This window comes from Nitrospira marina (assembly GCF_059568365.1).
In genome coordinates, this window is sequence record NZ_JCANTH010000001.1 from 4,339,394 (window position 1) to 4,364,692 (window position 25,299).

A 25,299-nucleotide genomic window follows, 5' to 3' on the forward strand; every position below is an offset into this window, starting at 1 on the left:
CGAACAGGGAAACGCGGAGAGAAAAAAGAATTTCTCCTGATGAAAGATCGCAGCCTAGATTGGCGATGAATGGAAGCCCCGATTCTTTCCCTCACAAGGAGGAAAATATATGAAGGAAAATCTTTATTCCTGGACACCCGGCAATGTAAGCACTTTTTTATCATTTCGAATGAATCAACAATCAACCATTTCCTGACCATATGGTAGAACAAACAACCTCCTAAACGTCTCTGAGACATGATGAACCACGTGAGGGCTATTTGCCACCGATCAGCCTTTTGGAGCTATGGGAGGAAGATTGTCTGGGTAATCGTATGTGTGGGAACTTTCTTCAACCCATCCACTGTCACATCTGCGCAGGAAGTCGCCATTCTAAAATCGGCAGACATCAATCCCTATTCTGAAGCCATTTCCGCATTTACCTCGTCTCTCCCTTCCTCTATTCAAATTATCCGGGAATATGACCTCCATGGGGACATGGCAAAAGGCCGCCAGCTAGCTCAGCGCATTCGCGCATCAGATGTGAAGGTTGTGCTGGCCGTAGGATTAAAAGCGGCTCTTGCTGCCAAACTCGAAATTCCGGATATTCCCGTTATATTTTGTTTGGTCCTTGATCCGGAAAAATATGGTTTGCCGACCACCAACATGGTCGGTCTCTCTCTAAAGGTCCCGTTTCGCCAACCCCTAAAATCTTTACATGCTTTAGCACCTAAAGTTTCACGCATCGGAGTACTGTTCGATCCGCAGAAATCACACGGGATGCATAGGCAGCTTCTCCATGACGCTAACGCATTGGGGATCGAAATCCTTTCCGAAGAAATACATCAAGAACAAGATGTCGCTTCCGCACTCAATGCCCTCAAAGATCGCATCGACGCCTTATGGCTTTTACCGGACAGTACCGTTCTCACCGAAAGCACGCTGGACTTTTTGATAAGCACGACCTTGGAAGCCAATATTCCCGTCGTAGGTTTTTCCGCCGCGTTAGTGCGTAGCGGCGCCGTTGTCGGTGCGTATGTGCATTATGCGGACATCGGCACCCAAGCTGCCCAGCTTACGCAACAGTTAGCCAGACAAACGCCTTCATCTGTGTTGGGAACGATTATTCCTCCTGAACGCATCCATCAATCCATTAATCAGAAGTCTGCAAGGTATTTGGGCCTGTCTCTGACTCCAGACGTCCTGAGGCAATTTGATGAGCGATTTTAGCCCCCAGCTGCCCCAACCCTCATCGCCTCTCCGAACTGACCCCACCCTAATGCCGCGGGGCTTCCTTTCATTACGAGCAAAATTTTCATTGTTTGTTAGTTTGGTCATTGTTCTTGCCTGCTCTAGTCTCAGTGGATACCTCATCCAACAAGAAGCCGAGGTCATGAAAGGCGCGCTTCTCAAAACCGGAACGATTCTGGTTAAAACACTGAACAAAGTCAGCGTCAATCGACTCATCATTCAAGATACCCACTATCTAGAGACCATGTTGGACGGCGCGTTATCGGCACCGGAAGTTATTTATGCCATCGCACGAGATCAGCACGGTCACGTGCTAGTCGGGAAATCAAAAGGAAAATTGGTGAATACCACAAAGCTGACCCGCGACGAAACGCGACCCATATTCCCGGATGATTCCCTCACGGAAGAACTGCTCAGGCCAGCTCCCCAAAATCTCAAAAACGAGCCACTTGTGACGGTCTTACATACCTCACCCAACAAGGAAGGACTTCTCCCTGATAGGTCGGCAGAACGAAAGGGAGCAGAAAAATTCCGAATTGGGTCAGAAACCATTTATGATTTGGCTCTTCCGGTCTATCGTCAAGAGAGACGTCTCTCGACGATCGAACTACTGGCGTCAGAGACACTTCAAAACAGTCGCACGGCTTCCACCAAACCGTCCGCCATCATCGGCATTATCCAAATCGGTATCACCACCACACACATGCAACAATCGCTCAATCAAACGGTGTGGCACATCGGGCTCCTCACCGTGGGAATCATCCTCGTGGGTATTCTTCTCACCATTCTGTTAGCCAAGCGCATCGTCACGCCCCTTCAGCATTTGGCAGTTGCCTCTAGAAAAATCGCTGAAGGGGATTTGTCCGTGACGGTCACGACAGACACCCAGGATGAAGTGGGACAACTCACCACCAGCATCGATCGGATGGCGCGGGCACTCCAACAACGTGAAGAAGCCATCTCTCATTATGTTCACACCATCACGAAGCAGGTCACGCAACTCAGTACGTTGCACCAAACTGGAATTGTGATTACTTCGACCCTCGATGTCCAAAAACTGTTTTCCACTGTCCTGAAGCTTCTTCGAAAAAATCTGGGATTCCAACGTATGATCCTCGTTCTCCAGAATCCTGGAGGCACGAAAGCCAGGGTCTCCGATGTTTCAGGGGTGCCTCTGGAATTAGAGAAGCGAATTCGACACCTAGAATTTCCCATTTCTCCAGGAAGCATAGATGAAACCCTTTTGCTCCACGGACGTCCGGTCTTGGCATACGATCTGGAGGAAATAGCCCATCAGATGAGCCCTCTCATTCTTCCCATCTGTCGACAAATGGAAGTGCTCTCTTTTGTGTGCGCCCCGCTGCTGAGTCATCAACGCGTGCTCGGGTATCTGGGAGCCGATCGGGGCCATCAACGCTGCACGCAGGAAGATCTGGATTTGCTTTTGACCATCGCCAGTCACGTGGCGGTGGCCATCGACAACGCACAAACCTATGAGGAAGTCGAAAAACTCGCTCAAACTCTCGAAGAACGAGTCAAAGAACGCACGCAAGACCTCCAGTCCGCCAATGAACGTCTTCAGGAATTAGACCGGTTGAAGTCCTCCTTCGTGTCCATTGTCTCACATGAACTTCGCACGCCGATGACCTCTATTAAAGGGTTGGTGGAAAACATGTTGGATGGCTTGGTCGGTAATCTGAATGACCGACAATCATTCTATCTCGAACGGATGAAATACAACATCGAACGACTCACTCGGATGATTAATGATCTTTTGGACCTTTCCCGCATCGAAGCAGGCCGCATGGACTTGCACCGGAGCCCCGTCAACATAGGTAGCCTCGCCAGGGAGGTCGTGGAAACGTTGCAATCTATCGCGCAGGAACGTTCGCTCATTCTCGAAGCCCATATTTCCGATCCCATTGGATTCATCCAGGGCGATCGGGATAAACTCATTCAGATTTTTACCAACCTCATCAACAACGCCCTCAAATTTACAGAATCTCCCGGAACCGTGACAGTGGAAGTCAACCAGCGGGACGACGGCATGATTCAAACATGCGTCATTGATAGCGGCTGCGGCATTCCTGTCGAGGAACAACAGACGATTTTTGAACGGTTTTACCGTGGGCAATCTTCTGAAATGAAAAATCGGGGAGCGGGGCTCGGCCTAGCTATCACGAAGAGTTTAGTCGAGCTGCACGGCGGATCGATTTGGGTGGAAAGTTCTCCCGGAGCGGGTAGTCGCTTCTGTGTTATCTTGCCCGTAACACTCGCGACCACACCCTCCTAAGAATCACCAATGCGGTCTGTAAAAAACGTATCCGTTTAGATACAACAGTTATCTAAACGGATACATTTATATTTTTTACAGGTCCCTCTTTCCTCGAAAAACAAGCATTTACATAAGCCTATAAATTGCAGAGCTTTTTGAATGACTGGAGGAAAGTAGGGATATTTCTCGGTGACTTTTTCTTCCAAAATTTTACAATCCTCTGATTCGCCTTTAAAGAAAGGAAACATGTCAACCTTGTCCACGAAGCCGCGCATTTTGCTCGTGGATGACGACACGGACATCCTTCTTGCCCTCTCTGACTACCTTCGCCAGGAAGGGTTTGAGGTGGATTCTGTAGAGACGGGAGGGGCCGCCCTTCAGAAAAGTACAACATCATCGTATGATATCGTGCTTCTCGATGTCGGACTTCCAGATCGGGATGGCATTGAAGTGCTCAACGAACTCTCTCAGTCCCATCCACATCTTCCCGTCATCCTGTTGACCGCCTTTACCTCCTTACGAAAGACTGCCCGTCCGGACATCCTCGAGAAAGCCTTTGCTTACCTCACCAAACCGTACCAACGGCAGGAAGTTAAATCCGCCATTCATCGAGCCTGTTTGGCACGAAACATCGCGATCACAGGGTGGCAAAGCTCTTTCTCACCCACCCATCCAATTGTCACCTTCCCTTCCCTTCTTCAACCAAGCTCAACCGGGGCTTCCCTTCATGACGCCACGCAACACCCATTGAACCTCACCGCCTATGAGCAGCTGGCAGAGTATGCTCAACTGATGCAATTCGCTTTTGATCATGTACCCAATGGAATCATGGTGGCGGATTCGGATAAACGCTTACGTTTTGCCAATCAGGCGGCTTGCGACGCCTTAGGATATACACAGGAAGAACTCAAAACCCTGCGTATTCCCGACATTGCCCCCTACCATGACAATGAAAAATTCCAACAACGCCTGGAAAGCTTGCGGAAGGGTCAACCTTTATCCTACCCATCGATCCACCGTACCAAAAATGGCCAGGAGTTCCCTATTGAGATTTCAGTGTATCTACTCAATTTTCAGGGCCAGGAATTTACCTGCGCAGTGACCCGTCCTGCAGTGGAGAAATCACCGAAGGCCTGAATTTTTTTCGCATCCAGGTCCTCAAACCACTCCTGACACGGCGGAGTCTGAAATCATGACACCCGTTTACCAAGCTCATATGCCTGAACCTGTCCGCAAAAAAATGATAGCAAGTCAGAGGAATTGAATACGACTACTCAGGAAGGAACGAAAAAACATGAGGGTCTTTTGAGTTTAGCTGAGGAAAATCGTGGGGTTAAGCAAAGCGCGACCCTCAATGATCAAGCTGGCATTCAGAATGCCTTTCAGGAGCTTACAATTTTCAGGATATCGCTGTGTCTGTTTTTTAGCCTTCTTCTGTTCGGCGGCGGATCTGAAACCCCATTTCTTCAACAATGACCGCAGCAACCGACCACTTGGCATTCTTTCAAAAGAGGAAAAATCTCCAGCCTTTTGATATTGGAGAACTTCTTCCCCCCCTCACCCGACCCGGACCCACCACCACAGTTTTACAGGTTCGGCACAAGGTATTTCACTTGCCTGGGGCTTATGGTGTTTCCCATGTCTAACCTGCCTGAGTCCCCCTATGCCCGGAAATTGGTTTTCCGAAACCTAGCAGGTCGGTTCCCATGGGGATATCCACTACGATTGCCAGGACTCAGGCCAATTCCAAATAAGACAATGGGTCCTCATTCCCCTTTACCAGTAAACAATTGGTCGTTTGAACCTTGGGAAGTTTTTCCCCGGTTCCTCAAAATCCAAAAGTGGTCAGGAACTCTCAGTCTCCTGCTGAATGCCTTTTTGTTTGAGGAGGCGGGAGAGATAAGTGCGTTGAAGTCCAAGGAGTTCTGAAGCTTTGGTTTGGCTCCAGTTGCTTCGACGCATGGCCTGCTCCAGAATGCGGGTACCGAATCGGTCCAGGGATTCATGATAGGGGAGGTTGTCGATCTCATCGAGTTCGTCTTTTCCTCCCCCCAAGCCCAAGAGATCTGGAGAAATCTCTTCCTCTACTCCCAACACCACTGCTCGAGCAATCGCATTGTCCAGTTCCCGAATATTGCCGGGCCATGCGTAGCATCGCATCGTTTTAATGGCAGACTTGGAAAAAATCCGCTTCCGTTTTTTCATTTCCCGCATGTGGCGGGCTAAAAAATGTTCGGCAAGAGGAATGATATCTTCGGGACGATCCCGCAATGGTGGCAATAACAAGTTCACGACATTCAGCCGGAAATACAGGTCTTCCCGAAAGGTCCTCTCTTTAACCGCTCGCTTCAGATCCTTGTTGGTGGCCGCAATCACCCGAATGTTGACGCGGACCAATCGCGTCCCACCAACCCTGGGAAACTCATGATCCTGAAGCACCCGGAGTAATTTAGCCTGAAGCCCCAGCGGCATATCGCCAATTTCATCCAGGAAAACGGTTCCCCCATCCGCGGCTTCGATTTTCCCTTTCTGGAGAGAGTCTGCACCGGTAAACGCGCCCTTTTCATGCCCAAAGAGTTCGTTCTCCAAGAGGGTTTCCGTGAGAGCCACACAATTGATGATACTGAACGGCATATCCCTCCGGTCGCTCCATTGGTGAATTGACCGGGCAAACAATTCCTTCCCCGTCCCGCTTTCTCCCAGCAGCAACACCGTGGCATCAGCTTCGGCAGCCCGTTTTGCCAATTCCACCATTGAATGCACCTGAGAACTATTCCCCACGATTTGGCTATACCGGCTTTCCACCTCCGTGCGTAACGCGGCAACCTGCCGCCCTAATGCTTCCCGCGTTAGGACCTTTTTGAGGACAATGGCCAGATGGTCCAGCTCAATAGGCTTCGTGAGAAAGTCATACGCTCCGGCTTTCATGGCATCAACGGCTTTAGAAATTGTGCCATGAGCCGTCATAACCACAACAGGCAACGGGAGGCACTCTCCTCCGCCAAATGTCTGAGAATCAGTCTCTCCATTTTTCTTCACACTCATTTTGGCTAATTGGTGCAACACTTCCATGCCGGCCATCTGTGGCATTTCCAAATCCAACAGCATGAGGTGAGGAAAGTCCTGCTCATATTTCTCCAACGCTTCTTGGCCATTTCCAGCGGAAATCGTGTCATACCCCAAGGCCTCTAAGCGGTCTGTAAGCATGAGGACGATGTCGGGATGATCATCGACGATGAGAATTTTCTTTTTCATGAGGGTTCTCCTCCTTAAGCCCGCACCTGATTATCCCGTATCAATAAAGTCGCAGCCACCCGAGAATACCTCACCTGCCAAGCGCCTCCAGCACGGCTGCGGCCAAAAGCGGAACCATCAATTCATGATGGCCGGTCAGCGCATAACCCTTTCCACCTTTTTGCGTTGGCCGTTTGACGACGTTGGTCATCGGCCGGTAATGGGGGAGAAAATCCATATTCACCGTCGTGATCTGTTTTAAGGCTCGTCCCAGATTCCGCCCCAATGTTACGGTTTTGAGAAAGACTTCCGGCATCATGACCGCTGATCCCAAATTGATATACACGCCCCCTTCCATCTTCGACACCACTGCGGCCAGCTTGCGAAAATCCAATAACGAGCCGCCACCAATCGCTTCACCATTTGCCTGGGGATGCATGTGAATAATATCGGTCCCGATCGCCACATGCACCGTGACGGGAAGACCAAGTTGCGCACCGGCCGCCAGCAAACTCCTTCGCCGATGTGGAAATTGCCTGGGATACTTCAACAGATACCGGCCGACCGCTTCTCCAATGCCCAAACCTTGTTGCCATCCCTGCACAATCGCCTCATTTAAAATGCGTCCCGTGTCTTCTGCCATGCCAAATCGACCGGAATCAATTTCGGCTTCGACCTCCTCCGAGGTTTGGCCCAGGTAGGCTATCTCAAAATCGTGAATAATGACGGCGCCATTCATGGCCACGGCAGTAATCACCCCCTTGCGCATCAGGTCCACGACAATGGGATTGAGACCGACCTTGGTTGGATGGGCGCCCATGCCCAGAATCACCGGTTTTCCCCGTCGTCTGGCATCAACAATCGCCGCCACCACGGCTCTGAAAGTTTTGCCTGCTAAAATATCCGGTAAGGTTTTGAGGAAGGCTTGAAAGGATCCAGCACGCTGCCAGGGTGAACCAAAATCCGCCATTTTCACTTTGGAATGACGGGTTTGAAGCGGGTAGGTGCGAAGCCGGGCGAGGTTCAGCTTCGGAGACGTACCGGTCGGGAATGATTTAGCCCTGGTCACCAAAAAGACGCTCTTCAATAAATTCGCACAACACGTGACCCAGCGTAATATGACATTCTTGAATACGTGCCGTCACCGAAGAAGGGACCCGAAAACAATAATCGACGAGATCTCCCACTTTACCCCCGGTGGCGCCTGTCCAGGCCACGGTAACAAGGCCACTGTCAGTGGCCGCTTCCACACCACGGATCACGTTCAGAGAGTTCCCGCTGGTGCTAATGGCAATAGCCACATCCCCCTTGCGGCCATGCGCTTTTATTTGCCGTGAGAAAATATCTGTATAGTCATAATCATTCGCAATGCAGGTAATGGCAGCCATATCGCAGGCCAATGCCAGGGCAGGAAGGGGATCTCGATCGCGTCGATACCGACCCACAAATTCCGCGGCAAGATGCGAGGCATCCGTCGCACTCCCCCCATTCCCAAAGAGCAAGACCTTTCGGCCTTCACGAAATGCACGGATCAGCAATTGACCAATTTCAACGACACGTTCCGCGTGGGTCCGGATAAATTCATTTTTGACATCGGCACTGGTTTCAAAGGCCTGAATAACCGCATCAATATTCATCGTGGCCGATTCTATCAGGATAGGAATGAAATTTCACACTGTGCGAAGAGAAATACCGGAATTCTTCGTTGAGAGCATAATATCCAGCATCAGTTTTCTTGCCGGGCTCCTCAACCGATGATATAGTCGACCCATTGTGAGTGCCCATATCCCCACCAAAGCACTCCTACTCGCCATTCAAGCCGACCCTACGTCCGCCATCGCCATTGTCCGGCACTTGAATCCTGACATGGTATGTTTTTTTCTGCATGAGTCCCATAAACAGGTCGTGGAATCTCAGATCCCTCCGGCCTTGTCACGCATGCCACAGCGTTGGGACTGGATCTTCACCCCCTTCCCTGAAAGTTTTTCTGCATGCCAGAAAGCCCTGGCTCATGGGCTTGGCCCTTTGTTAACGACCTGGAACGTGATGCCCGGGGAACTGGTGATTGATATTACCAGCGCGACCGTCGGCATGGCCTCCGCCATGGTGCTGACAGGATTTCCCTTTTCCACCAAAGTATTGTCGTTTCCCGGCCATCCTTTTCCATCTGCTGACCAGGCCGTCGAAGCGATCACCAAATTGGTGTCGCAATCTGAAGCCTCTGCCAATCCTTGGGACGAAGAAGCGCCGCATCTGCGACACGAGACTTGCTACCATTTCAATCATGGTTCTTATGATGCGGCCGTTAAAGGGTTTCACACCTTGGAACATCGAATTAGCGGCGGGCTGAAACCCTTTTATCGCGCTCTGGCCGATGTGGCACAGGGCTATGGCCAGTGGGATCAACTCCTGTATCGTCCTGCCTGGGAAAAATTAAAAGGCGGGATCAAAGCCTTGGAACTGGCCTCCGTGTGGGGCGGCCCTCCGGGCATGGATCGCCTCATTCACCTCCTCAAAGCGAACCTCACGTTTCTTGAACGAATCGTGCTGGATTCGAAAGATATTAAGCCTGCGGTGGCTCTCGACTTATTGGCATGGGCAAAACGCCGTGGAGATCGCGGGCGGGATCTGGAAGTTGCCACCCACGTCCTGCTTCGAGCCTTGGAAGCCTTTGCTCAATCCCGTTTGTATACCCAGTACCACCTGAAAAGTTGGGATGTGAACCTCGAACAACTCCCGGAGGACCTGCGAGAAACCTGTCGCAGGCAATATCTGAATGAAATTGATGGGAAATATCGCCTTCCTTTACAGGCCCAATTTCAGGCGTTGGCTGCGCTTGGAGATCCCATGGGGCAACGCTTTGTCACGGATTGGTCTAAAATGAAATCCTTATTTGATGCGGCTGACCATGCCCTACTGGGTTACGGATTTGAACCTATTAAACCCGAACGCCACCACCAGCTCTATGACCTGGTGATAAAATTAAGTGGGGTGGCTTCCACCGACCTTCCGGAATTTCCAACCATGAATGTGTAGGGGAGGCGACCGGCCGGAATGGAGGTACGGGTCTATTATGAAGATACAGACTGTGGAGGAGTCGTTTACTACGCCAACTATCTAAAATACTTTGAACGAGCCCGAACACAATACTTCGATAACCATGGCCTGTCGGTTGCCGCATTAAAACAAGAAGGAACTGAATTTCGCGTGATACGCGCTGAACTTTCCTATCGATCAGCCGCCACCTATGGAGACATCCTGGAGGTCGAGACGACGGTAGCGGCCGATCGACGAACGTCTCTCACGTTTTCCCATGTCATCAAAGATCGCACCAGCAAAAGATTGGTCGTGGAAGGATCGGCAACCCTTGTGGCCGTGGATACCAACGGCAAAATCAAACGGCTCCCACCTCCTATCCTGAAAGTCCTAGGCCTCCCCTTAGGATTCACTTCCTCCTGAGATCACATTCCAATGGCTCTCGTCGATTCTCGAAAACCGGGAATGGTGCTGACGTTTCCTCGGCTATTCTATGCGGAAGCCTTGGAGCTTCAACAGTCTCTGGTTACCCAACGTCTCGAGGACCGTCGGCCCGACACATTGGTATTGACCGAACACGAACCTGTTATCACATTAGGACGAACAACCAAGCCTGAACATTGGGAGCCTCGCTGGACCCAACTGCAGCACATGGGGGTCCACCTTCATCAGACCGGGCGAGGCGGATCTGTGACCTATCATGGCCCCGGACAGATAATTGGATATCCGATTTTACGACTTCGGAATTTCTGTCCGGGTCCCAAAATCTATGTCCAGCAATTGGAGGAGGTCCTGATTCGCACTTTAAAGGAATGGGGGATTGCCGGATGTCGTCATGAATCGTTCCGAGGGGTGTGGGTGAAAACATCCGCCAGGCGCATGGAAAAAATTGCCTCCATCGGCGTACGAATTTCCCGTGGGGTGACCATGCACGGATTTGCCTTAAACGTGAACGTCGATCTCCAACCGTTTACCCTCTTAGCCCCATGTGGCATTGAACATTGCGTGATGACATCAATGGAGAAACTACTTGGTAAACCCATTGATGGAACACAAGTGCGAGAACAAGTGAAAGCCAATTTCGCTGCCACCTTCAATCTTGAATGGATTGAGAGCTGGCACCATAGCTCAAGATAATTTTTCAATACCTGATTTCATAATTTTACCCGGGCAAAAGGAATCAATTGTAGGAATTATCGGAAAAGAAGGGGAGGGAGTTGAAGAGGTGTAATACGGTAGGAATGGCGGTGTATTAAAGAATGCAGTCTTAGGTTCTCATGTTTCTTGAATATGGTAACTTGGAGCTCTAGATATTTTCACCGTAGACTGTGACAATAAATTTCCTTACTCGTCCCGCACCTTCGAACGTTTCCTGAAATTTCCTTGTCTCGCTAGGCTTAATCACAACTGATACCTTTTTCTCCGGAATGGTACTAATGATAGGATTTTTGTACATCGAACCTTCCCATTGGTGAGCACGAATCACCACTGTCGCTGCAACGGGAAAGTGATTGGCATTCCCAACAGTGGATTTCACGTCACATATACGGATGGAGTTGTCCCTTCCTCAATACCATGAGGTGTCCTCGACGGAAAGGCCCTTATTGGAGCAACCGATTGATGCCAAGCACAAAAATGAGAACACAATCAACACATTAATAGGCCGCCTCCTTGTAACCCTACTTTCAGTCTTAAGAGGGCATTCAAAATCCCTATACATGGTTTGTGGGAATCATGTCTTGAATTGACATGTTTATCTCCTGGTTTTGACCAGCCGTTGGGGGGAATCTCTTACGGCTCTATTCCGCGCCCATTCACCATTGATTCCCTCCCTTCTTTAAAGATAAAACTTATAAGCGGTTTGGTACAGGCCAAATTTCTATAGAAAGAAATTAGGAGGTAATAAATGGAGATGATGCTCCTGGCAAGAATGAGCCCTTTCCAAAAGACAGTGAGCAGTCTGATTTTAGTTGTGGGTGGCCTAGCGCTGGCGGCGGTTGCGTTCGGGGATGTTATGTCAGTCAGGGGAAAAACTTATTTCTTTTCCGTTCCTATTCCATGCAAGGAATACATGGCGCTTAAGCGTTATACAGAAGAAAACAAATTTTATGAACCTGGGTCATTATTTCAAGCAAAAGTTCGAATTGTAGGAGATCCATTGCCACAGAATGAAGGGACAAGAAACATAAAAGTACAAGTGGTTGAGGTCTTGGAGGGGAAGGTTCCTGACGACCAATTCGTTGTTCATTGGTCTGGAACGGTTACGAGTGGCCTCTTGCCTCCAACTTATGCGGAAAAGAATTTTTATTATTTTATTATGGGGGGGGTGCTTCCTGATGGATTCAAGGTGATGGGAGATGTGTGGCATGCGGGGGATGTTCTTTTGGCTAAATCCGATATGAGAAAGTGGGAATCACCGGATGAGGGAAAAAGAAGTGGGTTGTTGGGATGGTTCAAAGGATTTTTTTCAGAATGTCGAAATGTCAATTAGACCGTCCAAGTGAGCGAGAGTTAAAAGAGAGCCTTGTCTGTCGAGTAGCCAATCGGTGCAGCGGACATTGGAGTCAAGATATGCGTAGGTTAAATGTCCTCCCCCCTAACCGCATTCCTGCTCCCCCATATTCGACGCCTTCCGTTTGGTCCTCGGGTCGGACGCACTTAAAAACTGGCGGGCCTTGTCTGAGCGCAGCGAGTTGGACCGCCCTCCTAAGATTCGCGTCCGTCCCATCTAATATGGCCGAACGGGGCGTCATTGGTTTTGGGTCCTTTTCCCAAAAGAAAAGGACCTCGTCCGCCGGGGCGAAACCCGGCATCACCAAAAATCTCGTGGATGCCATAGTCGGATAACCACGTTCGACGTGTTTCACCTACCAACAACGGTTTTTGGGAAAAAACCTAGGATGGATTCCCGATAAAAAATATCGGGAATGACCGCATTGAAGAAACTTTCAACCGCTATCCGGTCGTTTCAAACTGGTCAATCTCCTTAGATCCCCCAGCCGCCGCTCACGTGCAGATTGGCTCCCGTCACGTATCGAGCTTCGTCAGAAAGGAAATACCGAACGGCTTGGACGGTATCCTCAACCTGACCAATATATCCTGCCGGAATTTTCTTAGCCATACCATCCAGCTCTCCCGGTGGCGCACTCCCGGAATCGATAAATCCCGGTGAAATCGCATTCACGGTGATGCCATCCGGGGCCAACATTTTCGCCAAGGTCCGGGTAAGAATGAGCACGCCGGCTTTAGCTATATAATGGGCGGTCACATGCGGTTGAGCTTCCATTTTGTCCGCGTTGGCCATGCTGAACGAAATAATGCGGCCAGATTTTCTGGCTTTCATCCCCGGCGCCACGGCCTTCGCGAGATAAAAGATCGGGTGGAGATTATTGGTGAACATGTCCGACCATCCCTCAACTGTTTCCTCAAACAGTGAGATGCGATGGTAAGGCCCGGCCCCGTTGATCAGCGTATCAATCTTGCCCCAGGCACCTTCCACATGCTGAACAAGCTGTGTTGCCGCAACAGGGTCGGAGACATCACATTGAATGGCCAACGCCTTTCCACCCCGTCCCTCGATACCACGCTTGACTTCCTCAGCTTCCTGCTGACTAGTACGATAGCAAACAGCCACCCTCCAACCCTTGTCCGCCAAGTCCAGCGCGATACCACGTCCAATTCCTCTGGCCCCGCCAGTGATCAACGCCACGCGGTCAATCATTTCTCATCTCTCCTGTGGTACTCGTGTAGACACACTCGTCATAAAAAAAATGATTATTCCCTTATTCGCGGTTGGTCAATCGCTTGGCTAACTCCTGCAACACATTTTTGGTGCGAGAAGAAAACATCTGATTCTGGCGATCTTTCGATTCCCGGATACACGTGTGAAGATCCTCCACCGTATCAAGATCACGAAGTTGCGGGAGGATTTTTAACGAGAGGCCCAGCATTTTTATCTTCTGCTCTGTAAGGGCATATACCTGCTCCGTGGACCACGGTATGTTCTCAAACAGTTCCGGCACGGGAGTGCGCAGCCCGATTAAATAATACCCGCCATCCATGGTGGGACCTAACACGACATCATGATCGTGAAGACTGTCTAGTGCCGTTGTAAGGAGTGGACCATTTATGCCGGGAATGTCCGTTCCAATGACCACAACCGAACGATATGGGGAACCGAGCGCTTGTTTGAATGCTGATGCCATGCGAGTTCCCAGATCGTCCCCTATTTGATCCCAGACCGGAATCTTGAATCGAGCCTCCATGGCCCGAAAGAAGGGATGATGGGGAGAGGGCGTTCCGGCCAGGATGCGATCATAGGCCCTGAGAGATTGGCAGCGCTCCAGGATATCTAAGACGAGACTGCCGTGGAGACTGGCTGCCTCATCAGGCGTGAGAGGAGGACACAGGCGTGTTTTGACTTGACCGGCAACCGGTGCCTTCGCAAAGACAATAATCGCCGACGTCGCAGGCGGGAGAGATCGGCGTCTCCCACTCTGGCTCTGGTGGGATGGACGTAATCGACGTACAGCTGGATCGTTACCGGACGGTGTCATAATACTGCTGAAGACGACGCGGATCCCATCCTAGCCAATACCACGCGCGAAGCGTCCACATGCGCACGATTGTGCGGAGAGGGCCCTGCTGTTCCCACCGTCGAAACGAGGTGATGACCTTCGCTCGCAGAGACGCGATCGTGCCAACTCGCTTCAACCGGCGGCTGAATTCAATATCTTCCATAAGTGGAATATTCGCAAAGCCCCCCAACTTTTCAAACACGGAACGTCGCACAAACATGGTTTGATCGCCAGTAAAGATCCCCGACCAGCGTGAGCGCAGATTCATGAGCCGGCTCACCATCCATGCATAACCAGTGTCCCGTGGAAATCGTACATCAAACCGGCCACCGACACACTGCGGATCATCCATGGCGTCTGCTATCACTTGCCTGGCATTGTCTGGCAATTGGGTGTCAGCATGCAAAAATACCAAAATTTCGGAGTGGGCCAAAGCTGCCCCGGCGTTCATTTGGGAAGCCCGCCCACATGGACCGGAAATGATCCGATATCGGAAGTCGGATGCCGATTCCAACATCTTTCTGGCGACATCCACCGTTCCATCCCGGCTTCCTCCATCTACCACAATAATTTCCTCAAACCCCAGCGGTACCAAGACGGACAACAAATCCGGCAAAGCCTTCTGTTCATTCAAGACCGGAATGATCACGGCGATGCCCATGGAAAACCTAATGGTTGCCGCACAGTAGGAAAGACTAAGAATTAGGAACGTTGGGCTACGAGCCGGCGGGTTTCTTGGGATTTTTAAACATAAAAAACACGACGACCCCGATCGTGCCCCAGTAAATTAGATACTTATGCCAAAATAACACTTCTCCAAAATGCATAAATGCCATCGCGCAAAGCAGAGACACCGCCATCACGGTATAACGGACAGTGAGGTTGTCCACGGAGGAATAGGCCCACATGGCCATTCCTGAAAAATAAATAATCATGGGGAAGATGCTGATTTCGGCACCGGTACTGGCGGAGAGAAAAACCTGCAAAAACCCGATAAAGACCATGGCGGACCCCACCATACGCATGGCCACCTGCATCTGCAGGTTTTCTTGATCCTCCGGGTCCTCATCCCTGACTGGCGGACGGGGAGGTACAGGCTTGGGGGCAACAGGGTCGGTCGACTGAGGTTGTTCGGTTTCTGTACTCATGGTTACCACTTAAAATGTTTGCTGAGTGTAAGCCCCTGCTGGTAATAGGAAGACCCTAACGCCGATCCATATAACTGCGTGGGAATATCCCGCATCCTCTCGTAAACGACCTTAAAAAACGTCTGTCCGTCATGAATACGGAAAGGCACATCGTGAGGACGGACCTCCAAAACTACCTGGGTGCCTTTCCGGCCGTGGTTGGCATAGCCAAACCCAGGATCGAAAAACCCCGCATAATGGGTACGCAATTCCCCGCAGGCGGCTTCATACGCTACCATTTCCGATGAATAGCCAGGTGGAACCTGGATTCGTTCCTTGGATGCCAGGATATAGAACTCTTCCGGCTCCAACAGCATGGTAGCGGTGGCATTGCGTTTTAGCGGTTCCCAAAAATCGGAGGCCGCATAATGGCCCACCAGACTGAGATCAATAACATGACTGTTCTTTTTTGCCCGGTACCCCACAATCGCCTCGGAATGTTCATTCGATCCTTGCAAATCGACACTTAAAAATAGACCGTTGTTTACCCGGAGTTCCTTGGCCGATAAGGCCAGATCCGTTTTCCCGGAATCTCCATTGTGATACAGCAACGGGGTCTTGCGATGAACGGCTCGCAACCCTGAATCCGAGACCATGGGTTTGCCAGACATTAACCGTAATTGGTTGAGGGCCAATCCAGCCTGCACACGTATGGTGAACGACCGGGGCACAATTTCCAAAAATAACGGGCCTTCATACCCGGAGCGAATTTCATCAAAGCCCACATGGAGATCAGTCACCACGCGGGTAAAAATATCCAATCTTCCCGTGGAACTTTTTGGATTAGTTCGACCGCGGATATCTTTAGGCAGCTTCACCCTCTCCATCAAGGGCACGAGGTAGACATGGCCCTTTTCCAGAATTGCGCCATTGGTCAGATCCATATCGTACATCACCATATCGGACCGGTAGAGGTCCTCAATGGTAAACTGGGATTGCTGATCTGAGGGTTCTGGCAGAAAACTGCTCAGGAGACGGTAGGCCTTCGTTCCCAGCCGTAGATCGAGACTGGCCGGTTGAATTTGGCGAGAGGTGATGGGCACATCGGCCCGGATCACCTTCTGACGAACCAGCGCACGAAGGTGTTGAAAAGACAGAATGCCCGTCTTCTTAGAATCGACCATTAATAGTCATCCATGGCGCCGGCACCGCACATATCCTGGGATGCAGGGGCGCCTACCATGGGGAGTTCACGCCCGTTTCCCGATGCCGGCTGAGGATAATGATAGGTTTTATTTTCGTAATTTTTCAATACGGCCCCGTTCTCATCCAAATTCAATAAATAATCGTTAGGCAATAGCGGAATCTTTCCCCCACCTCCTGGCGCATCAATGACAAAGTGGGGAACGGCCATGCCACTCGTATGCCCCTGGAGAGATTGAATTATTTTCAACCCCGTTTCTACCGGAGTCCGGAAATGATTCGTCCCCTTGGTGAGATCGGCTTGATAGAGGTAATAGGGTTTCACTCTGGCCAACAACAGTTGATGCATCAGACGTTTCATGATTTCCGGGTCATCATTCACACCTTTCAGCAAAACGGTTTGGGCACCCAAGGGCACCCCCGCATCCGCCAATCGACCACAAGCCTCCTTGACCTCCGGCGTCAACTCATCCGGATGGTTGAAATGCAAATTCATATAAATTGGGTGAAAGCGTTTAACGATCTCACACAATTCTGGGGTAATGCGTTGAGGGAGGGTTCCTGGCACGCGGGTCCCGAACCGAATCAATTCTAAATGCGGGATGGACCGAAGGCCTTTCAGAATTCTCTCAATGAGACGATCAGGCAACAACAACGGGTCACCGCCAGACAGGATGACATCCCGTACTTCAGTATGCTCTCTGAGGTACGCCACCGCTCGATCCAGCTCACCCTTTTTGAGAAACCCCGGTTTCCCCACCAGTCGCTTTCTCGTGCAAAACCGACAATAGATGGGACATTGGTTGGTCACCATCAACAATACGCGATCAGGATATCGGTGCACCAAATGAGGAACCGGGCTGTCCGTATCTTCTTCCAAAGGATCGTCAGGGGCGTCAATATCATCCAATTCGATGGCCTCCGGAACTACCTGCTTCCAGATCGCATCCCCTTTACTTTTAATCGTGGCCAGCACTGTCGGGGTAATTCGCATTGGATAGGGCCCGACGACAGCTTCCACCTCCTTGGGATCGACCCCCAGATACTTGGCTAAATCCTTGGGTTTGGTGATACTTGCGGCGAGGACCTTTTTCCAATCATCCATAGCTTAATGATTCCTTTCATCAAGGTTGCTGGAGGGTGGCTTGGTGGTTTCCCCGGAGGGAGTCCCATGGTCTTCGTAGTCGTCCAGATATGCCAAGATATCGGATGTCTCCGTCAACACCGTTTCTCCATGAACCAACACCGGGACATAATTCTGTCCCGAGACTTCATACAAATTTTTCCGGAAAGGTCGAACATCGGGCACAACTTCATCTTCGTAGGACACACCCAACTCAGCCAACCTTTCACGGACGACTTGGCATTCCGGGCACCATTCTGTGTGATACAGTTTCATTCGTTTAAGAGTATCAGACATGTCAACTAGGGGTCTTCCCAATGAGAGGAAAAAAACACTAGGACCGAAAGAACCAGGCGTTCTGGGCCTTATGAGCTCAAGCGACTAGCCATAATGGAACAGGGAGCCATGACCGCATCCCGCATTCCATGAATTATTTTTTTATCTTTGGGACACACCGTCGCCAGGACACCACCCAACTGGGCCTGTCCCTCATTCACGAAATAATACGGAGATAAGCGCGCCCGTCCTTCCATACTGACGACGTCACCGGAATGGCTGTCGTAATATTCAACCACAACCAGTCGCCCTTTGTGAAATGTTTGAAGAATCGAAGGGCTCGTCTCAAATTGATCCAGAGCCTGAGACACGACCTCTTTCCATTGGACTTGCGACATATCATGCCCGATCGAAACGCCGCGGCTCCCCCAAGCCTGATCGGAAAATCCTGACACTTTGATGACATACTGACGTTCTTTTTGAGTAGCTTCTCCCAACCACTGCCAATCCGACACCGCATGATTTCCATGACGTAAGCCGGGAATCACGGCAGAAGGCGGAAGGGGTCTGGGATCCAAAATCCAGGTCCCGGGAATGATGGCACGAAGACAGTCATACGTGTCGGGTTTCAATTCGTGCTCCCAAAATTTCTCCAACATCGGATGGTGGAACAACGCTAAGGCCAGCTTTTCCTCCATCCAGGGCTTATACGGCGGGGTGACCACAACCCGGCCTTTTTTAGCGCTGTAGGCAATCAATTCCCCTTTGGGAATATTTTTCAAATCGAACAATTCGTAGAACCGGTAAACCACAGAAAGAGGCTGCTCCTGTCCCTCATGGTGAATCAAAAGACCGTCTTCCGTAAATCGAATATCACGGGGATGCCCGCAATAGGCCTCCCAACCTTCCTGCCGGAGTTGGGTCACCACCCATTGCATTTCGGCGCGATAGGCCTCAGCTTCATCCGAGACGACAATGGCCACTCGAGGAGGCTGCCCGTGCAATGCCCCTCGTAACATATGGGAAAACCCTTGAACCAAGCCCTCGGACTGCGGCCACACAGGAAAACCCTGCTGGGCATACATCCGACTCAGGCTGCCGGTTAAGCCAATCCCTCCAGGGACGGAATCAAGTTCCGTCAGGGCCATGCCGTCGTTGGTGGGAATAATATCGGGTCGAATGACACCTGGAAGGTGATTTTTGAATCGATTCATCCGTGCAAGGGCCAGAAGATCCTCCGGCTTTCCAATATCCAAATATTCATGAACCCACGCAGGTTGCAGACCTTTCAGGCTTTCAAAATACAACCGGTTCAAGGCCTGGTAGAACACCAATAGATGCTGCCCTAAGGCTTCAAAAAATTTGGCCTCCTCGGCGGAAAGCGAAAAGGGTCCGCATGCCACCCGCCAATGATCATCTTGCCCGTTCACAAATAATCCGTCCCTGATCAGCCTGTCCCGAAAGAGAGGATAGGGGCTGTCAGATGTCGACGGACTCAATGGCAGAATAGGGCCGGACTGTTCTACGTGGGAAGAAATAACCGATCCTGGGTTAATCGTGGAAGACGGGTGAAACGGACCAAGCACCCTGACGCCCTTCACTCGTCGATCACAAGAGGTTGGACCTGCACGAAATACTTCAATCCAAGCTTAACATAAAAAGAAAAGCTTGGACCTTGATAACGGCTCTTTTGCTAGAATAAGGATCGTAGCACGCTCTCTTGAAACCAGACAAGGCACGCACCCGAGTGAAATGGCGGGCCGAGTCGCCATGAAAGTTATACGCTTATGCCTCAGGCCATCCCCGTCATTCCTGGCCCACAGGTCGTTCCCTCCGCCGTCTGTTTTCGATGCGACGTATGCTGTCGTTTTCCCGAACAAGACAGTATCCTCAGACCGTACTTTACTGAAGATGAAATTCGACAGGCCGTCACACACGGCATCTCTCCCTCTTACTTTCCTGATCATCGGGGTAGTCAGATTGAAGTCGTCCGACATCCCAAGGATGAAGGATTTCTCTGCCCGGCATTTGATCCCGTCACACAACACTGTCGCATTTATGAGGTTCGTCCTCTAGATTGCCAATTGTATCCTTTCGCGCTTATGTGGAATGCCCCACACGAGAAGGTCGTGCTTGGTTGGGATACGTTATGCCCGTTTCTTCTCGAGCAAGCCGGTGAAGAAAACCCTCTCAGGAGAGCTGGCCAAAAACCTTCAGTACTGACCCTTCCAAAAGCATTCCTGGAACAGGCCCAAAGAATTGCGAACTATCTGGAATCTGATCACGTTCTAGATTCTCTCGCCGTTCATCCTCGATTGGTGACTCCGTTTCAACCGGACGTCGTCGTGTTGCACACACTCGACCGCCTGACCGCAACTCTCCGATCCTCCAATACACTCGACACGCGGTGACGGTCACGGACTCGCTCTTTTCCCCTAGATCCTTCATCCCGTATAACTATTTTTCATGCCCATTCAACTCAGTCCATTGACCATCAAGGATCAGGCCCGTCTCAACCAGGCCCTTGCCTCTACAGGTATCGGGGGGAAAACCCCCTTGAGCACCTGGTCATTTCCACCGCATTATATCTGGAAAGACCTGTTCACCTTTTCCTGGACGGACATTGACGGCTGGCTGTGCCTCTTCGCGGAGTATTCCGATGGGATATTCATGCCTCTTCCCCCCGTTGGGCCTTATTCTGCAATCGGACCCTCTTCCAGCAGCCCTCTCAAAGACGTGCTGAGTCAAGTGACTGCATACATGGTGACCCGGAATCGTGGATCCAACGTGACGCGAATTGAAAACATCCCCGCTGATTTAAAAGAAGAAATTCAACAATGGGGTTACACCCTCCTACCAAAGGACTCCGATTACCTCTATCGCACTGCCGATCTCATCCAACTGAAAGGAAATCCCTACAAATCCCAACGCGCCGCGTGCAATCGCTTTATTCGGGGGCACCGCATCCGGATTGCCCCCTATCAGATCATCAATCGTGATGAGTGCTTCGCCCTTTTTCACCGTTGGATCCATCAAAAGGAAGAAATTCCTATTTCCCCAATAGGACTCAACGAGGATGTGGCTCGCCTGATGCTTCGTGATGCCATCAATGCCCATCGAGTGACACTCCAGGAGTATCGTGAACTCGGTCTCACCGGGCGAATCGTCTGGGTGGATGGAGCTGTCAAAGCGTATACGTTCGGATTCCCACGCTCCCCGGAGGTGTTTTGCGTCTTGCTGGAGGTGGCAGATCGATCAGTCTACGGTTTAGCCCAATATCTTTTCCGTGAATTCTGTCGCGAGGTTCAGACATATCCATTGGTGAATACCATGGATGATTCAGGGTTACCGGGTTTAGCAAGGACAAAACTGGCCTATCATCCCTGTCAATTAGTGCCGAACTTCATTGCCCAGCCCTCATGAGTGATCAGGATCTCCCCCAGGAGAGGGGTGAATATGTCCGCCGGCGGCATGGTCGTCCCTTGGTCATGCTCACGTATCCACCTGTACGCTCCGCTTGCGAACACACGGTTACATCTACCGGACGTCGCAAGCAAAACTGCGGTCTTCCCTTCGGAATGGTTCAGGGCGGGACTGAATGGACGACTTAAACTCTCCTTTCTTGCTCCCGTTAGCTCCGCCATAAAATGTTCATGAGAGGAACTGGTGAAGATTTTGAATTATTCAACAGTCTCCCATGAAAATGCATCGATCGCACATGCAGGTTGTCCTCCCTGAAATGACACCCGTATAATGCTTTCCTAGCCGTCCATGCGTTTCACTGTTTCATTCTTAAATATGGATTATATGTTATGAAGGGTCTTGAATTCGGTATTGAACAATTCCGGGTTACCGAAGAGCCGTTCTATCAAGAAGTGAACGGGGAAATCGATCTGTTTACCGTCGGTGCCAAAAACAAAATACCAGTGATGTTAAAAGGCCCTACTGGATGCGGGAAAACCCGGTTTGTCCAGCATATGGCTCACCGACTCAATCGGCCGCTGATTACCGTTGCGTGTCATGAAGATCTGACCGCCTCCGATTTGATCGGACGCTACCTGCTGAAGGGGGAAGAAACCGTATGGGTGGATGGCCCGCTCACTTTGGGAGTCAAGCATGGCGCCCTTGTCTATCTAGATGAAGTGGTTGAAGCCCGAAAAGATACCACCGTGCTGATCCATCCCTTGAGTGATGACCGACGGTTTTTACCCATCGAGAAAAAAGGGCAGATGATTCAGGCCGTGGATGATTTTTTGCTGGTGATCTCTTATAACCCCGGGTATCAAAGTGTTTTAAAAGAATTAAAGCAAAGCACCAAGCAGCGTTTCATGGCCATTGAGTTTGGTTATCCTCCCAAAGATATCGAGACCAGGATCGTGGAGCATGAAGCAAAGATTTCCAGGGACGTGGCCATCCGGTTAGTCAAATTGGGTGAAAAGGTACGAAATCTCCGGAACCATGGCCTGGAAGAAGGTGTCAGTACCCGACTGTTAATTTACGCAGGGACCTTGATGCAACAAGGCGTGGCCCCTGACCGGGCCTGCGATGCCGCCATTACCCGCCCGATTACGGACGACACCGATATGCAACGCAGCATTCAGGAACTCGTCAAGGCAATTTTCTAATCCGAATTGCCCAACAGACGACAATCCGCGCCTAAGGACAGGCCGTGACGCTCAAACAAGAAATATAGACGGCGTGTTCCAGGCTCTGGAGGTTTAAAAAAGACTCTTCTCATTAGACCGGGAATTGGGTCTCTTTTTAACAAGAATCCAGAAACTTCCTCTCACCCTCCAAGACATCCAAAAATAAACAATACCAGGAGTCCGCTGTTTGTCGGTTTGAGAATGAGTATCCCTTTTATTTCCTGACCTGACCTGGTTCGATTCGACCGGGTCCCTAAGGTGCTACCGGCGTATGAGATGAAATGGCCTTAAGGCGCTTCATTCAAGGTTACGATCAACCGATACGGTCAATGGGTTACCGACACAAATCATCTTCAGATGACCTCAAGAGAATCAGAGATCACGGTATGAAGCCTAAAATGACCAACCACCCCATGTATACCCTGCTTCGAGACGGGAAAATTACTGAATTCAATGCCCGCTTCAAGGCCGGTGAGAAACCTGATCTGAGTAATTGCGATTTCCGGAATGTGGATCTGCGCGGCATTGAAGTGGCAGGGATGGATTTCCGTGGAAGTTATTTCCGGCAGGCCGATCTTCGAGGAATAGATCTTTCCCAATGCAATTTGGAAGGGGCCAGCATTCACGGCACCAAGATCTCCGGCACGCTTTTTCCCAAAGAACTCAGTGCTCAGGAAATTCTTCTTTCGAACCAGCAGGGCACGCGTATGCGCTATGGCGTATAAAAGATCGTCCTTGTACTGATCCTCCTTTCACACAGCATCATTCCTTCTTTGACAGCATCCCACAAACGAAAAAGACCTTCAGGGCTCTCTTTCCTCGCGCAGGCTCATTCGTTGACACCTTTCTCTCCTCAACTTACACTGCTTTTCCCAAGAATCGGGAAGGGAAGCCTCATGAATCAACCCCAGAACATTATCGCTATCGTCTATGACTTCGATCATACGTTGAGTCCGCATTACATGCAGGATCACACGATTCTGCGGCACGCCGAACTTGACCCGTCCACATTTTGGAAAAGCTGCACCGCTCTGATCGAAGCCCGGGATTATGATCAGGAGCTGGCCTATATGAAACGGATGCTGGAAGAACCCTGCATCCGGACGCTTTCCAATCAGGACCTCCGTGACATGGGCAATCAATTGTCCTTTTTCCCGGGTGTTCCCTCATTTTTTGAAGAACTCAATGGGATTTTAAAAAAACCCAAATATGAGGAAGTTCCCATCCGCTTGGAACACTATGTAGTCAGTTCCGGACTCAAGGCTATTTTGGAAGGAAGCGTGGTCGCCAGCCAGGTCCGCGCCATTTTCGGCTGTGAGTTCGACGAGGAGGACGGACACATCAGTTTCCCCAAACGCACCATCAGCCACACACAGAAAACCCAATTCCTGTTTCGGGTCAACAAAGGATTGACGGATTTAAAAGAAGATGTGAACGACCATATGCCCGAAGAAAGTCGCCGGGTGCCGTTTCGACAAATGATCTATGTAGGCGATGGACCGACAGACGTCCCCTGCTTTACCGTTATGAAGAAAAATGGCGGGTTCGCCTTGGCGGTCTATAATCCGGAAGATCAGACCCGTCGGTCATTTGAAAAATGTTATCAACTGACCTTCCACGCGGATCGGGTTCATTTCATGGCTCCCGCGGATTATCGGCCTGGTAGCCATCTCCGTCTCATTCTGGAAAAGCACATTGCCGAGGTTGCCGATAGAATTGTCGATAGTCGCCGTCAAGGGATTGAAGGTTCCCGGGTGCCTGCTCCTCTCCCGTAATTGTTCTTTGGGCTTTCCCATTATTCTTTTTCTCCGGTCATTTTTCTTGCCTGATTGCGCAACACTTGTGGGTCAAGTATTGTAAAATGATAGAGATATAAATGAATTAGATGGAAACGGCCTTCCCACCAGGAGGTGGACCATGCACGTTATAGAAAGTTTTTTTATGAAATTGTTTTGTAAGTCTGTCGGCGGTTCCTGCTTCTTTCGCACTGCGACGGCCCTTGTTTTTGTTGGCCTGTTCAGCAGCATCAGTTTGGCAGACGACCCGTTTGGCAGCTCAACCCTGGCACCCAACAAAAACGACATGCTCAAAAATATGGCGTTTGACCAGGTCAACTGGAAACGCCCGCAGGGAGTCTTTACGTGGATTACCATGGCCACGGGATACGACACACCTTGGGATTCCCTTGGACGGCCAGGATGGATGACTACCGGGGATGCGTATGTTGAGCCCGTTAACCCAGGCGTTTCAGAATTTTCCTTAGACACGCAGCAATTTTACATCGTTTTCGAGGCACAACCCTTAGACGCCCCTGGCCAATTCGCGGCTGCGTGGTTTCAAATGAACGATGGGCAAGTTACGTCGAATACACCCGTCGGAAAAGACGTGATCGAACTGGAAATGAATCAGCGATCCGGATACTTTCTAATTTCAAAGCCGGAAGAGGGATGGAAACCGGGGAAGTATCAGGTCAAGATTTTTTATGGTTCTCCAGGCCAGGCGCTCCATGCCGTCAACGTCATCGGCACCATGGAATTTACGATCAAAGGGTAAACTCTAGATCCTCAGAATG

The 25,299-nt window shown here is 50.5% G+C and carries 24 protein-coding genes; 13 read left to right on the top strand and 11 right to left on the bottom strand.

What is annotated here, in order from left to right; genetic code table 11:
* Nucleotides 1-318: 318 nt before the first annotated feature.
* From LX98_RS18740 to LX98_RS18750, 3 genes are all read left to right on the top strand, one after another.
* Nucleotides 319-1,209, top strand: coding sequence for an ABC transporter substrate binding protein (locus LX98_RS18740; RefSeq protein WP_496430297.1), 891 nt, complete (start codon nt 319-321; stop codon nt 1,207-1,209).
* A 163-nt stretch (nt 1,210-1,372) separates the two neighbouring features.
* On the top strand, nt 1,373-3,523 hold the full coding sequence (locus LX98_RS18745) for an ATP-binding protein (RefSeq protein WP_496430298.1): 2,151 nt from the start codon (nt 1,373-1,375) through the stop codon (nt 3,521-3,523).
* Between the two features lie 228 nt (nt 3,524-3,751).
* Complete coding sequence (locus LX98_RS18750; RefSeq protein WP_496430299.1) at nt 3,752-4,642, top strand: response regulator; 891 nt, start codon at nt 3,752-3,754, stop codon at nt 4,640-4,642.
* Between the two features lie 708 nt (nt 4,643-5,350).
* Here the strand turns inward: LX98_RS18750 and LX98_RS18755 are convergent.
* From LX98_RS18755 to LX98_RS18765, 3 genes are all read right to left on the bottom strand, one after another.
* Complete coding sequence (locus tag LX98_RS18755) at nt 5,351-6,760, bottom strand: sigma 54-interacting transcriptional regulator (protein ID WP_496430300.1); 1,410 nt, start codon at nt 6,758-6,760, stop codon at nt 5,351-5,353.
* 70 nt (nt 6,761-6,830) lie between these two features.
* Complete coding sequence (locus LX98_RS18760) at nt 6,831-7,808, bottom strand: GSU2086 family protein (protein WP_496430301.1); 978 nt, start codon at nt 7,806-7,808, stop codon at nt 6,831-6,833.
* Nucleotides 7,795-8,376, bottom strand: a complete 582-nt coding sequence (locus LX98_RS18765; RefSeq protein WP_442431449.1) for a D-sedoheptulose-7-phosphate isomerase — start codon at nt 8,374-8,376, stop codon at nt 7,795-7,797. Before LX98_RS18765 ends, LX98_RS18760 begins: the two co-directional genes overlap by 14 nt.
* Nucleotides 8,377-8,512: 136 nt before the next feature.
* On the opposite strand from LX98_RS18765, the gene LX98_RS18770 reads away from it, so the two are divergent.
* The 4 genes from LX98_RS18770 to LX98_RS18785 all read left to right on the top strand — a co-directional run bounded on the left by LX98_RS18770 (nt 8,513) and on the right by LX98_RS18785 (nt 12,266).
* The gene (locus LX98_RS18770) at nt 8,513-9,775 is read left to right on the top strand and encodes a TIGR02710 family CRISPR-associated CARF protein (protein ID WP_496430302.1); all 1,263 of its coding nucleotides are present in this window, start codon (nt 8,513-8,515) and stop codon (nt 9,773-9,775) included.
* An 18-nt stretch (nt 9,776-9,793) separates the two neighbouring features.
* Nucleotides 9,794-10,198 (top strand): YbgC/FadM family acyl-CoA thioesterase, encoded by a 405-nt coding sequence (locus LX98_RS18775; RefSeq protein WP_496430303.1) that lies wholly within the window; start codon nt 9,794-9,796, stop codon nt 10,196-10,198.
* A gap of 12 nt (nt 10,199-10,210) precedes the next feature.
* The gene (lipB, locus tag LX98_RS18780; RefSeq protein WP_496430304.1) at nt 10,211-10,912 is read left to right on the top strand and encodes a lipoyl(octanoyl) transferase LipB; all 702 of its coding nucleotides are present in this window, start codon (nt 10,211-10,213) and stop codon (nt 10,910-10,912) included.
* 769 nt (nt 10,913-11,681) lie between these two features.
* Nucleotides 11,682-12,266 carry a hypothetical protein gene (locus LX98_RS18785; RefSeq protein WP_496430305.1) on the top strand — a complete coding sequence of 195 codons (585 nt, stop codon included), beginning with the start codon at nt 11,682-11,684 and terminating at the stop codon, nt 12,264-12,266.
* Between the two features lie 495 nt (nt 12,267-12,761).
* Here the strand turns inward: LX98_RS18785 and LX98_RS18790 are convergent, their stop codons facing one another.
* The 8 genes from LX98_RS18790 to LX98_RS18825 form a co-directional block, all read right to left on the bottom strand.
* The gene (locus tag LX98_RS18790; RefSeq protein WP_496430306.1) at nt 12,762-13,496 is read right to left on the bottom strand and encodes an SDR family oxidoreductase; all 735 of its coding nucleotides are present in this window, start codon (nt 13,494-13,496) and stop codon (nt 12,762-12,764) included.
* Nucleotides 13,497-13,557: 61 nt separating this feature from the next.
* A complete protein-coding gene (locus LX98_RS18795) occupies nt 13,558-14,331 on the bottom strand; it encodes a TIGR04282 family arsenosugar biosynthesis glycosyltransferase (protein WP_496430307.1) in 774 nt (257 codons plus the stop codon).
* Nucleotides 14,315-15,013, bottom strand: coding sequence for a TIGR04283 family arsenosugar biosynthesis glycosyltransferase (locus LX98_RS18800; RefSeq protein ID WP_496430308.1), 699 nt, complete (start codon nt 15,011-15,013; stop codon nt 14,315-14,317). The genes LX98_RS18795 and LX98_RS18800 overlap by 17 nt, the downstream gene beginning before the upstream one ends.
* Before the next feature lie 55 nt (nt 15,014-15,068).
* A complete protein-coding gene (locus LX98_RS18805; RefSeq protein WP_312645735.1) occupies nt 15,069-15,500 on the bottom strand; it encodes a hypothetical protein in 432 nt (143 codons plus the stop codon).
* Nucleotides 15,501-15,502: 2 nt separating this feature from the next.
* Nucleotides 15,503-16,663, bottom strand: a complete 1,161-nt coding sequence (locus LX98_RS18810) for a 2'-deoxycytidine 5'-triphosphate deaminase (protein ID WP_496430309.1) — start codon at nt 16,661-16,663, stop codon at nt 15,503-15,505.
* Nucleotides 16,663-17,787, bottom strand: a complete 1,125-nt coding sequence (locus LX98_RS18815) for a KamA family radical SAM protein (protein WP_496430310.1) — start codon at nt 17,785-17,787, stop codon at nt 16,663-16,665. Before LX98_RS18815 ends, LX98_RS18810 begins: the two co-directional genes overlap by 1 nt.
* A 3-nt stretch (nt 17,788-17,790) precedes the next feature.
* Nucleotides 17,791-18,102 carry a glutathione S-transferase N-terminal domain-containing protein gene (locus tag LX98_RS18820; protein ID WP_496430311.1) on the bottom strand — a complete coding sequence of 104 codons (312 nt, stop codon included), beginning with the start codon at nt 18,100-18,102 and terminating at the stop codon, nt 17,791-17,793.
* 68 nt (nt 18,103-18,170) lie between these two features.
* The gene (locus LX98_RS18825) at nt 18,171-19,667 is read right to left on the bottom strand and encodes a hypothetical protein (RefSeq protein WP_496430312.1); all 1,497 of its coding nucleotides are present in this window, start codon (nt 19,665-19,667) and stop codon (nt 18,171-18,173) included.
* A 201-nt stretch (nt 19,668-19,868) separates the two neighbouring features.
* Between LX98_RS18825 and LX98_RS18830 the strand changes: the two genes are divergently transcribed.
* The 6 genes from LX98_RS18830 to LX98_RS18855 all read left to right on the top strand — a co-directional run bounded on the left by LX98_RS18830 (nt 19,869) and on the right by LX98_RS18855 (nt 25,280).
* The gene (locus LX98_RS18830; RefSeq protein ID WP_496430313.1) at nt 19,869-20,492 is read left to right on the top strand and encodes a YkgJ family cysteine cluster protein; all 624 of its coding nucleotides are present in this window, start codon (nt 19,869-19,871) and stop codon (nt 20,490-20,492) included.
* A 55-nt stretch (nt 20,493-20,547) separates the two neighbouring features.
* The gene (locus tag LX98_RS18835) at nt 20,548-21,504 is read left to right on the top strand and encodes a phosphatidylglycerol lysyltransferase domain-containing protein (protein WP_496430314.1); all 957 of its coding nucleotides are present in this window, start codon (nt 20,548-20,550) and stop codon (nt 21,502-21,504) included.
* A 389-nt stretch (nt 21,505-21,893) separates the two neighbouring features.
* The gene (locus tag LX98_RS18840; RefSeq protein ID WP_312645722.1) at nt 21,894-22,706 is read left to right on the top strand and encodes a CbbQ/NirQ/NorQ/GpvN family protein; all 813 of its coding nucleotides are present in this window, start codon (nt 21,894-21,896) and stop codon (nt 22,704-22,706) included.
* Nucleotides 22,707-23,113: 407 nt separating this feature from the next.
* Complete coding sequence (locus LX98_RS18845; RefSeq protein WP_496430315.1) at nt 23,114-23,452, top strand: pentapeptide repeat-containing protein; 339 nt, start codon at nt 23,114-23,116, stop codon at nt 23,450-23,452.
* Nucleotides 23,453-23,623: 171 nt separating this feature from the next.
* Entirely contained in the window at nt 23,624-24,502 is an 879-nt protein-coding gene (locus tag LX98_RS18850) for an HAD family hydrolase (protein WP_312743040.1), read from the top strand.
* Nucleotides 24,503-24,644: 142 nt separating this feature from the next.
* Nucleotides 24,645-25,280 carry a hypothetical protein gene (locus tag LX98_RS18855; RefSeq protein WP_496430316.1) on the top strand — a complete coding sequence of 212 codons (636 nt, stop codon included), beginning with the start codon at nt 24,645-24,647 and terminating at the stop codon, nt 25,278-25,280.
* Nucleotides 25,281-25,299 lie beyond the last annotated feature (19 nt).

What these genes read in the sequence shown, in the direction of transcription:
- LX98_RS18750 (WP_496430299.1), top strand. Translation starts at nt 3,752, where the DNA reads ATGTCAACCTTGTCCACGAAGCCGCGCATTTTGCTCGTGGATGACGAC.
- LX98_RS18830 (WP_496430313.1), top strand. Translation starts at nt 19,869, where the DNA reads ATGCCTCAGGCCATCCCCGTCATTCCTGGCCCACAGGTCGTTCCCTCC.
- LX98_RS18790 (WP_496430306.1), bottom strand. Translation starts at nt 13,496, where the DNA reads ATGATTGACCGCGTGGCGTTGATCACTGGCGGGGCCAGAGGAATTGGA.
- LX98_RS18820 (WP_496430311.1), bottom strand. Translation starts at nt 18,102, where the DNA reads ATGTCTGATACTCTTAAACGAATGAAACTGTATCACACAGAATGGTGC.
- LX98_RS18845 (WP_496430315.1), top strand. Translation starts at nt 23,114, where the DNA reads ATGAAGCCTAAAATGACCAACCACCCCATGTATACCCTGCTTCGAGAC.
- LX98_RS18785 (WP_496430305.1), top strand. Translation starts at nt 11,682, where the DNA reads ATGGAGATGATGCTCCTGGCAAGAATGAGCCCTTTCCAAAAGACAGTG.
- LX98_RS18840 (WP_312645722.1), top strand. Translation starts at nt 21,894, where the DNA reads ATGAAGGGTCTTGAATTCGGTATTGAACAATTCCGGGTTACCGAAGAG.
- LX98_RS18835 (WP_496430314.1), top strand. Translation starts at nt 20,548, where the DNA reads ATGCCCATTCAACTCAGTCCATTGACCATCAAGGATCAGGCCCGTCTC.
- LX98_RS18755 (WP_496430300.1), bottom strand. Translation starts at nt 6,760, where the DNA reads ATGAAAAAGAAAATTCTCATCGTCGATGATCATCCCGACATCGTCCTC.
- LX98_RS18775 (WP_496430303.1), top strand. Translation starts at nt 9,794, where the DNA reads ATGGAGGTACGGGTCTATTATGAAGATACAGACTGTGGAGGAGTCGTT.
- LX98_RS18850 (WP_312743040.1), top strand. Translation starts at nt 23,624, where the DNA reads ATGAATCAACCCCAGAACATTATCGCTATCGTCTATGACTTCGATCAT.
- LX98_RS18765 (WP_442431449.1), bottom strand. Translation starts at nt 8,376, where the DNA reads ATGAATATTGATGCGGTTATTCAGGCCTTTGAAACCAGTGCCGATGTC.
- LX98_RS18810 (WP_496430309.1), bottom strand. Translation starts at nt 16,663, where the DNA reads ATGGTCGATTCTAAGAAGACGGGCATTCTGTCTTTTCAACACCTTCGT.
- LX98_RS18745 (WP_496430298.1), top strand. Translation starts at nt 1,373, where the DNA reads ATGAAAGGCGCGCTTCTCAAAACCGGAACGATTCTGGTTAAAACACTG.
- LX98_RS18855 (WP_496430316.1), top strand. Translation starts at nt 24,645, where the DNA reads ATGCACGTTATAGAAAGTTTTTTTATGAAATTGTTTTGTAAGTCTGTC.
- LX98_RS18805 (WP_312645735.1), bottom strand. Translation starts at nt 15,500, where the DNA reads ATGAGTACAGAAACCGAACAACCTCAGTCGACCGACCCTGTTGCCCCC.
- lipB (WP_496430304.1), top strand. Translation starts at nt 10,211, where the DNA reads ATGGCTCTCGTCGATTCTCGAAAACCGGGAATGGTGCTGACGTTTCCT.
- LX98_RS18800 (WP_496430308.1), bottom strand. Translation starts at nt 15,013, where the DNA reads ATGGGCATCGCCGTGATCATTCCGGTCTTGAATGAACAGAAGGCTTTG.
- LX98_RS18815 (WP_496430310.1), bottom strand. Translation starts at nt 17,787, where the DNA reads ATGGATGATTGGAAAAAGGTCCTCGCCGCAAGTATCACCAAACCCAAG.
- LX98_RS18795 (WP_496430307.1), bottom strand. Translation starts at nt 14,331, where the DNA reads ATGACACCGTCCGGTAACGATCCAGCTGTACGTCGATTACGTCCATCC.